Below are 8969 nucleotides of genomic sequence, written 5' to 3' on the forward strand. Positions count from 1 at the left end.
GTAACAAAGGGGAAAAAATGGATCATGTCGGGCCTGGGCGCGGCACCGCCGCGACCGCACCGGGCGACCCCGCAGGGTCCGTCCCGGCCCCGCGCTGGCACCTGCTCGCCCCGGCATCGCGGCGCCAGCAGGTGGTGGACCTGCTGCGCGACGAGATCATCACCGGCAGGGTGGCCGCCGGCGAGCAGTTGAAACAGGACCACCTGTGCGCCGCCCTCGGCGTCAGCCCGGGACCGGTCCGGGAGGCACTGCGGCAACTGGAGAGCGAGGGCCTGGTCGAGCACTTCCCCAACCGGGGCGTCTTCGTCACGCAGGTCAGGACCGACGAGTTCATCAACCTGCTGCTGCCGGTGCGCCTGGCCATCGAGACCTACGCCGTGCCGCTGGCCGCCGAGCGGATGACCCCGGAGCGGCTCGACCAGCTCGAGGGGTTGGTCCTCACCATGGAACGGCACGCGGACGAAGGCGACCTGCGTGCCATCAACGAGGCGGACGTCCGCTTCCACGAGCTGACCGTCGAGGCCTGCGGCTCGACGCACTCGCTCCAGCTCTGGCACAGCGTGCTGCCCCGTATCCGCGCGCAGATCTTCAGGCTCGCGCCCCGGCACCGGGACCTGCACGAGATCGCCCGCGAGCATCGTGATCTGCTCGAAGCCCTCACCCACGCGAGCCCCGACGACCTGCGCGCGGCGATCGAGCACCACATCGTCGGCACCGCGACAGAACTGCTGCGCTCCGCGCGGGCAGCCGGGAAGGAGAATCCGGCTGACGGATGACGCGGGCGGGGCGGGACGGTCGGGAACGCGGCCGGGGAGAATGGGGGGAGGGGGTACCTACCGCCCGACGGGCGGAGGAGGGGGACGCGGCAGTGGTGCTCAATCTCGTGGCCACCGGGTTATCCGTGGTGGCGTTGATCGTCACAATGTATTCGGCGACCCAGCAGGCCGTTCTCCTGCGGCGGAGCAATCAGTTGCCGGCGTACGTGGACCTGCTCGCGGACTTCCGGTCGGTGGAGTTTCATGACCGGTACTGGTTCGTGACGCAGCGGCTGTCCGTCGAGTACGACCCGGTGATGGGGCTGTCCGGGCTGCCGGACGAGGTGCGCCGGGAAGTGTACGACGTCGTGTACTACTACCAGAACATCGCAGTGTTGCGGCTGGCAGACATCGTGGACGACGAGATGGTGGCGCTGCTGCGGATACGGGTCATCAAGGTGTGGGAGGCCGTCGCGCCGTTCGTGGAGCGGGAGCGCGCGGTCATGGGGACGAACGGTCAGTATCTGCTGCGGAGTCTGGAGGACTTCGCCCACGATGCGCGGCACATGCCGCACGGCGCCATCGATCACCTGCTGCACGTCAACCGGGTCCAGCGAAGCCGGCGGCGTCGTCGTGCCGTGCTGCGGCGGCTGACCGCAGCACCGGTCCCGCACAGGGCGCCCCCGGAGTCGACCGAGGAGGCGGGGGCGTGACGCCCTGAGGCGGTGACCGGGTGGTGCCGACGCCGGGCGGTGCCGACGCCGGGCGGTGGCGAAGGCCGGCACCCCGGTCGCGGCATCGACGTACGACGCGGCCGAGCGCCGCCCGCCCTCGGCCCGGTCGCTGCGCGACGCTGAACTGGGCGCCGGGATCCGGCGAATCCACCGGGCCGCCCACGGGGTCGGTCGGTGTCGTCCCCGTCCGGCACCACCGCCGGGCTCTGGTGCCGGCGGGCCCAAAACGGGCCGCGGGCCCTGGTGCCCACGGGCCCAAAACGGGCCCGGTGATGGTGGGAAGCGGGCGCCCGCCAGCCGCGGCGGCACCTCGACCACTGCTCTGACCTGGGGCGATACCGTGGACCACGCAGGCACAAACGGCTACGCCCTCGGGGTTTCTTTCCTGTTCAAAAGGGATGAAGCTTTGCTTGAATCAGGTCGCGAGCCCGAGCGGGCATCGTTACGGCCACCGAGGGAGGAGGTGCGGAGTGGACGCCGAGGAGCGCCGCCGGGGGATGCTCGAGCTGGCCCGGCGCGCGGGCTCCGTCGACGTCATCCGGCTCGCCACGGACTTCCAGGTGTCCAAGGAGACGGTGCGCCGGGACCTGGGCGCGCTGGAGGAGCAGGGGCTCGTGCGGCGCACGCACGGCGGTGCGTATCCCGTGGAGAGCGCGGGCTTCGAGACCACCCTCGATTTCCGCCGGACGCAGCATGTCCCGCAGAAGTCACGGATCGCCGCCGCAGCCGCGGAACTCCTCGGCGGCGCCGAAACGGTCTTCATCGATGAGGGTTTCACGCCCAAGCTCATCGCCGAGGCCCTGCCCCGGGACCGGCTGCTGACCGTGGTGACGACCTCCCTGGCCGTCGCGGGTGCGCTCGCCACCGGTGAGAAACGCACCGTCCTGCTGCTGGGCGGCCGGGTGCGCGGCGGCACGATGGCCACCGTCGGCCACTGGGCCGTCCACATGCTGTCCACCTTCGTCATCGACCTGGCGTACGTCGGTGCCAACGGGATCTCCCGCACCCATGGGCTGACCACACCCGACCCGGTGGTCGGCGAGCTCAAGGCGCAGGTGGTGCGCGCAGCCCGGCGGTGTGTCTTCGCCGGGGTGCACACCAAGTTCGGCTCCGCGAGCTTCAGCCGGTTCGCCGAGGTGGCCGATCTTGAGGCCATCGTCACCGACACCTCCCTGCCGCTCCCCGAGGCCAACCGCTACTCGTTCATGGGCCCCCAGGTCATCCGGGTGTGAGCCACGGGCAGCAGAACCGCGCCCGCTGACGTCACCACCCCACCGGGCGGGCAGGCCACACGCCCGCAGCCGGGCAGCCGTACCCGTTTGTGCTGTCCGACCGGTCAGTCCACGTCCCACACTGCCCCCTTTCCGCGCCGCCCCACAGGCACCCCACGGTGCCATCAACCCGAGCGATCAGGAAGCGAAGGAGCATTCCGTTGCGCGCAGTCCTCTTCACGGAACCAGGTACCGCCACCACGGCCGAGGTACCGGACCCGCGCCCTGCCCCCGGTGAGGTGGTCGTCGAGGTGGCCTCGTGCGGGCTGTGCGGCACCGATATGCACATCCTCGACGGAGAGCTGCCCTCGTCGCGCTACCCTCTCGTGCCCGGCCACGAGCTGACCGGCAAGGTCGTCGCGCTGGGCGCGGGCGTCACCACCCCGGTGGTCGGCACCCGGGTGGCCGTCGATCCGAACATGCCGTGCGGCGCCTGCCACTACTGCCGGATCGGCCGCGGCAACCTCTGCGACGACTACAGCGCCATCGGTGTCACCCGCGACGGCGGCTTCGCCGAGCTGGTCGCGGTGCCCGCACGCTGCTGCTACACCCTGCCGCACACGCTTTCCGCGGCAGCCGCCGGCCTGGTGGAACCGCTTTCGTGCGCGGTCCATGCCCTGAACCGGCTGCCGCGCCGCCCCGCCGAGCACTACCTGATCTACGGCGCGGGCACGATGGGCCTGATGATGGCGGCGGTGGTCCGCGACGCGGGTGCGGCCTCCGTTTCCGTGGTGGACCCGAACGAGGACCGGCTCCTGTTCGCCAAGTCCTTCGCTGCCGACGCCATCGCGACCGACTCCGCGGCGTTCGACCGCCCGCAGGGCTTCGAGGTCGTCATTGACGCGACCGGCGTGATCGCCGCCATCGAGGACGGTCTGGGCCGGGTCCGCAAAGGCGGCACCTTCCTGCAGTTCGGTGTCGCCGACCCGGCCCGTACCGCGGCCTTCTCGCCGTTCCGCGTCTACAACAGCGAAATCGACATCATCGGCTCGATGGCGGTCCACAACAGCTTCCAGCCCGCCGTCGACCTGCTCACCTCGGGCCTCACCCTCGATCCCCTGGTCAGTGACGTCTTCGGGCTGGACCGGTTCGACGACGCGGTCGCCGCGTTCCGGTCCGGCACCGGCCGGAAGATCCACATCGCCCCGGTCGGGATCTGAGAGGAAACGCCGTGACCAAGACCATGAACAATGCCCCGATCCGCTCGTGGTTACCGCGTCCGGCGTATTTCGGAAATTCTGGGCGACTTGCACGAAGGAGTGCGTATGGACGGACATCTCAGAACAGCGATCGCGTGCGTGGCCGCTGCCCTGGTGCTCGCGGGCTGCGGCACGTCGGCGGTGCGCACGAGCGGGCCCGACGGGCTGCGGGGACGCGGGCCGATCACCTTCGCCCAGGGCAAAGACCGGGGTGTGGTGCGGCTCCAGGTCGAGGCCTGGAACAAGGCCCATCCGAGGGAGCGCGTCACCCTGATCGAGCTGGCGGAAGCGCCCGACGCCCAGCGGCAGCAGATGGTCCAGAACGCGCAGACCCGGTCGGACGCCCTCACTGTGCTCAACCTGGATGTGGTGTGGACGGCGGAGTTCGCGGCCCACCGGTGGATCACCGAGCTGCCTCGGGACCGCTTCGAGCTGTCGGGGTTCTTGAAGCCGACGATCGACACCGGCACCTACCGGGACCGGCTGTACGCCGTGCCCTACACCTCGGACGGGGGGCTGCTGTACTACCGCAAGGACCTGCTGGCCAAGGCCGGGGCCCGGCCTCCGGTGACCTGGGAGCAGATGCGGCAGACCTGCGCCAGGGTGCTGGCGCTGCCCGAGGCGAAGGGGATGAGCTGCTACGCCGGGCAGTTCGACAAGTACGAGGGCCTGACGGTGAACTTCGCCGAGGCGGTCGACAGCGCCGGCGGCGAGATCGTCGACGCCCAGGGGAGGGCCCACGTCGACACCCCGCAGGCCAGGCGGGGCCTGGAGTTCCTGGCCCAAGGCCTGCGCAGCGGGACGATCCCCAAGGACGCCGTCACCTTCCAGGAGGAGGAGGGCCGCCGCGCCTTCCAGGCCGGCCGGCTGGTCTTCCAGCGCCAGTGGCCCTACCAGTGGGCGCTGGCGAGCAGGACCGACGGCTCCTCGACGGTGGCCGGCAGGTTCGAGGTCGCGCCGCTGCCCGGCCTGACCGGTCCGGGCACCTCCAGCCTGGGCGGGCACAACCTGGCCATCTCGGCCTTCGGCAGGAACAAGGCCACCGCGGCGGACTTCATCCGCTACCTGACCAGCGAGCCGCTGCAGCGCCAGAGCCTGCAGGAGCAGGCCTTCGCACCGACCCTGGCCGACCTGTACGACGATCCCGCGCTGCGGCGCCAGTACCCCTACCTGTCGGTGCTCAAGGCCTCGATCCTGCGCGCGAAGCCGCGGCCGAGGCTGGTCTGGTACGGCGATGCCACCGTCGCGATCCAGAGCGCGGCTTATGCCGCACTGACCGGTACCAAGCCGGCCGACCGGGCACTGGCCGACCTGCAGGCCGACCTCGCACAGCAGACCAACCGGTGAGCGCCGCCCAGTCGGCGACCGTCCGCCGGGCCGCGACGACGCGGAGCAAGGAGACCTCATGACCGTCCCTACCACGACGATTCCGGCGCGCGGCGCCGACCGCACGACCGGACGCCGGGGGGCGGACGGCTCCCAGGTGCCCGGCCGGCCCCGTGGCCGTTCGGCGGGGACCGGGCGGCTGGTCGCGCTGCTGCTGTCCCCGATCTTGCTGGTGCTGGGGCTGGTGGTGGCCTACCCCATCGTGGCCGCGCTGCACCAGTCGCTGTACCGCTCCAGCGAGCGCCTCGACAGCCAGGGCTTCGTCATCCAGGGCGAGCAACCGCCTTCCGCCGTCCCACCGACCAGTTCTCCAAGACCCTGCTCCCCCAGCCATGGTCGCTGGCCAACCTGCGGGCAGTCTTCCAGCCCGACGTCGGCTTCGCCCGGGCGCTGCTCAACAGCCTGATCGTGGCCGGCACCACCACGGTGCTCACCCTGCTGATCGGCTCCTTCGCCGCCTACGCGCTGGCCCGGCTGGCCTTCCGCGGCAAGAACCTGGTGCTCGCGCTGGTCATCGCCACCAGCATGTTCCCCGGCGTCTCGCTGCTGGTCCCGCTGCTCAAGCTGTTCACCACCATCGGCTGGATCAACACCTACCAGGCGATGATCGCCCCCAGCCTGTCCTTCGCGCTGCCGCTGGCGGTATGGAACCTGACCACCTTCTTCCGCCAGATGCCCTTCGAGCTGGAACAGGCCGCCCAGATCGACGGTTGCACCCCCGGCCAGGCCTTCCGCAAGGTGATCGTCCCGCTGGCCGCGCCGGGTGTGTTCACCACCGCGATCCTGGTCTTCATCACCGCCTGGAACGAGTTCATCATCGCCCTGACGACGGTCAACAAGAAGGAGTTGCAGACCGCCACCGTCACCGTCTCCAAGTTCACCGGTGCCTACGGCTTCGACCAGCCCTTCGGCACCCAGATGGCGGCCGGCGTCATCGTCACCGTCCCCCTCGTCGCCGCCGTCCTCATCTTCCAGCGCCGCATCGTCGCCGGCCTCACCGCCGGCGGAGTCAAGTAACCCACCACCAGGCTGCCCAGTCATCCCCGAGCCGGACCACCACCGCCACGCCTCCAGGAGAAATCCCTTGCCCGATCAGAAGAACACCGACCTCCGGTCAGCCGCCTGGTGGCGCAGCGCGGTCATCTACCAGGTGTACATCCGCAGCTTCGCCGACGGGAACGGCGACGGCGTCGGCGACCTCGCGGGACTGCGGGCCCGTCTCCCGTACCTCGCCGACCTCGGTGCCGACGCGATCTGGATCAACCCCTGGTACCCCTCACCGATGGCCGACGGCGGCTACGACGTGGCCGACTACCGGGACATCGAGCCGGCCTTCGGCACCCTGGACGATGCCCAGGCCCTGATCGGCGAGGCGCACGCCCAAGGCCTGAAGGTCGTCATCGACCTTGTGCCCAACCACACCTCCTCGCAGCACCCGTGGTTCGTCGCCGCACGCAACGCCGCCCCTGGCAGCCCGGAGCGGGCCCGGTACATCTTCCGCGACGGCCGGGGTCCCGACGGCGCCGAGCCGCCCAACGGCTGGCAGTCCGTCTTCGGCGGCCCGGCCTGGACCCAGGTGCCCGACGGGCAGTGGTACCTGCACCTGTTCGACACCGCGCAGCCCGACCTGAACTGGACCAACCCGGAGGTCGGCGACGAGTTCGCCGACGTCCTGCGCTTCTGGCTCGACCGGGGCGTGGACGGCTTCCGCATCGACGTGGCACACGGCCTGGCCAAGGACCCGGCGATGCCGGACCTGCTCACCAGCCTCGATCCGGCCCTGCCCGTGCACGTCGCGCAGGCCGGCCACCCGTTCTGGGACCAGGACGAGGTCCACGACGTCTACCGGCGCTGGCGGCACATCATCGACAGCTATCCCGGTGAGCGCACCACGGTGGCCGAGGCATGGGTGTACGACCCCGAACGGCTCGCGCTCTACCTGCGCCCCGACGAACTGCACACCGCCTTCAACTTCCTCTTCCTCATGGCGCCGTGGGACACCGCCGCCCTGCGTGCGGCGGTCGACGACACCCTCGACGCGCTGCGCACGGTCGGCGCGCCGGCGACCTGGGTACTGTCCAACCACGACGTGGTCCGGCACGTCACCCGCTACGGCGGCGGCCCAACCGGCCTGCGCCGAGCCCGCGCCGCGACACTGCTCATGCTGGCCCTGCCCGGCGGGGCATACCTCTACCAGGGCGAGGAACTCGGCCTGGAAGAGGTCCTCGACATCCCCGACGAGCTGCTCCAGGACCCGAACTTCCTGCGGACCGGCGGACGCGACCGCGGACGCGACGGCTGCCGCGTGCCGCTGCCCTGGTCGGGCACCGAGCCACCGTTGGGATTCAGTCCCGACCAGGCGCAGACCGCGCCATGGCTGCCGCAGCCACCGTCGTGGAAGGGGTCCACCGCCGAGGCCCAGGCCAAAGACCCCGGATCGCCCCTCGAGCTCTACCGGACCGCCCTGCGGCTGCGCCGGGAACACCCCGCCCTCGGCGACGGAACACTGCGGTGGCTCACCTCCCCCGAAGGCACGCTCGTCTTCGCCCGGGAGCCGGAATTCGTGTGCGCGGTGAACAGCTCCGGAGACCCGTTGCCGCTGCCCGCCGGCAGCCGGGTCCTGCTGGCCAGCGGACCGCTGGACGAGGGCCGTCTGCCCCAGGACACCGCAGTCTGGTACACCGCCGGCTAGATGATCAATTCCAAGGGGTCAGTGATCGTAAGGGGTGAGCGAGCGGAGGGTGGCTTGTCCGGTGTGGTCGTTGTGCCAGATCGCGGCGGTCAACGCGAGGATTCGCTGCATGACGCGGGCGATGACGCCGCGGGGTGTGCGTCCTCGGTGCTGTTCGAGGTCGAGCTGTCCCTTGAAGGTTTCGTTGACGGACTCGATGACCTGCCGCAACGGTTTGAACAGGGATCCGCCGGGCCGTGGCCGTTCGCCCTTGCGGGTCGGCCGTAGCAACTGGATGCCCTGCTGGGCGAGTTCCTGTTCGAAGGTGCGGCCGTAGTAATTCTTGTCGCCGATCAGTGTCTGGCCGGGCCGGGTGGCGGTGAGGTGCGGTTCGGCCGCGAGCAGGTCCAGCAGGGTCTCGCGCTCGTCGGCCTTGGCCCCGGTCAGGGCGAAGGCGACGGGCAGTCCCTGCAGGGTGCACACCAGGTGCAGTCGCAGGCCCCAGAAGAAGCGGCTGTGGCTGGCGCAGTAGCCGTACTGGGCCCATCCGGCCAGGTCGGAGCGTTTGACGGTCTCCCGGGAGCGGCCGCATTCCACGGGTGTGGAGTCCACGATCCACACATCGTCGCTCCACACCGAGGTGCTGGTGGCCAGGATCCGGGTGACCCGGCGCAGCAGTTCGGCGGCCTTGCGAAGCCGCTTGTTGTAGCCGGATTGCTGCGGCAGATAGGGGAACAGATGCCGCAGGTGGGCCCGGGCATGCCGGAGCCACCTGGCCTCGGAGGTGAAACCGAGCATGGCCTGCATCATCGCGAGGGTGTCAATCCCCTCGTAGCGTGGAGACGTTGTTATGCCACTTCGGCCCTGAGCTGGGCCATTGACGTTCTCCGTGCTTCTGCCATGTGCTGTTCGAACGGGATCGGGGCGAGCCCGTCGTTGGCGCTGTGTCTTCT

General features: G+C 70.3%; 8 protein-coding genes and 1 pseudogene. 8 read left to right on the forward strand and 1 reads right to left on the reverse strand.

Annotated features, from left to right (window positions below):
- The first annotated feature begins 17 nt into the window (after window positions 1–17).
- The 8 genes from VIW71_RS01925 to VIW71_RS01960 all read left to right on the forward strand — a co-directional run bounded on the left by VIW71_RS01925 (window position 18) and on the right by VIW71_RS01960 (window position 8037).
- Window positions 18–776 (forward strand): GntR family transcriptional regulator, encoded by a 759-nt coding sequence (locus VIW71_RS01925; protein WP_331620070.1) that lies wholly within the window; start codon window positions 18–20, stop codon window positions 774–776.
- 92 nt (window positions 777–868) lie between these two features.
- Entirely contained in the window at window positions 869–1468 is a 600-nt protein-coding gene (locus VIW71_RS01930) for a DUF4760 domain-containing protein (RefSeq protein ID WP_331620071.1), read from the forward strand.
- Between the two features lie 491 nt (window positions 1469–1959).
- A complete protein-coding gene (locus VIW71_RS01935; RefSeq protein WP_331620072.1) occupies window positions 1960–2721 on the forward strand; it encodes a DeoR/GlpR family DNA-binding transcription regulator in 762 nt (253 codons plus the stop codon).
- Window positions 2722–2921: 200 nt separating this feature from the next.
- Complete coding sequence (locus tag VIW71_RS01940; RefSeq protein ID WP_331620073.1) at window positions 2922–3920, forward strand: zinc-dependent alcohol dehydrogenase family protein; 999 nt, start codon at window positions 2922–2924, stop codon at window positions 3918–3920.
- Between the two features lie 105 nt (window positions 3921–4025).
- Window positions 4026–5306 (forward strand): ABC transporter substrate-binding protein, encoded by a 1281-nt coding sequence (locus VIW71_RS01945; protein ID WP_331620074.1) that lies wholly within the window; start codon window positions 4026–4028, stop codon window positions 5304–5306.
- Between the two features lie 58 nt (window positions 5307–5364).
- Window positions 5365–5751: a hypothetical protein gene (locus VIW71_RS01950; RefSeq protein ID WP_331620075.1), complete on the forward strand. Its 387-nt coding sequence runs from the start codon at window positions 5365–5367 to the stop codon at window positions 5749–5751.
- Window positions 5752–5753: 2 nt separating this feature from the next.
- On the forward strand, window positions 5754–6362 hold the full coding sequence (locus VIW71_RS01955; RefSeq protein WP_331620077.1) for a carbohydrate ABC transporter permease: 609 nt from the start codon (window positions 5754–5756) through the stop codon (window positions 6360–6362).
- Between the two features lie 67 nt (window positions 6363–6429).
- A complete protein-coding gene (locus VIW71_RS01960) occupies window positions 6430–8037 on the forward strand; it encodes a glycoside hydrolase family 13 protein (RefSeq protein WP_331620078.1) in 1608 nt (535 codons plus the stop codon).
- An 18-nt stretch (window positions 8038–8055) separates the two neighbouring features.
- On the opposite strand, the pseudogene VIW71_RS01965 reads toward VIW71_RS01960, so the two are convergent.
- A pseudogene (locus VIW71_RS01965) lies at window positions 8056–8835 on the reverse strand (IS982 family transposase); the annotation flags it as partial.
- Window positions 8836–8969: the final 134 nt, after the last annotated feature.

Source organism: Streptomyces sp., assembly GCF_036524955.1.
Classification (GTDB): domain Bacteria; phylum Actinomycetota; class Actinomycetes; order Streptomycetales; family Streptomycetaceae; genus Actinacidiphila.

Coding starts and splice junctions, on each gene's coding strand:
- VIW71_RS01950 (WP_331620075.1), top strand. CDS start 5,365: ATGACCGTCCCTACCACGACGATTCCGGCGCGCGGCGCCGACCGCACG.
- VIW71_RS01925 (WP_331620070.1), top strand. CDS start 18: ATGGATCATGTCGGGCCTGGGCGCGGCACCGCCGCGACCGCACCGGGC.
- VIW71_RS01945 (WP_331620074.1), top strand. CDS start 4,026: ATGGACGGACATCTCAGAACAGCGATCGCGTGCGTGGCCGCTGCCCTG.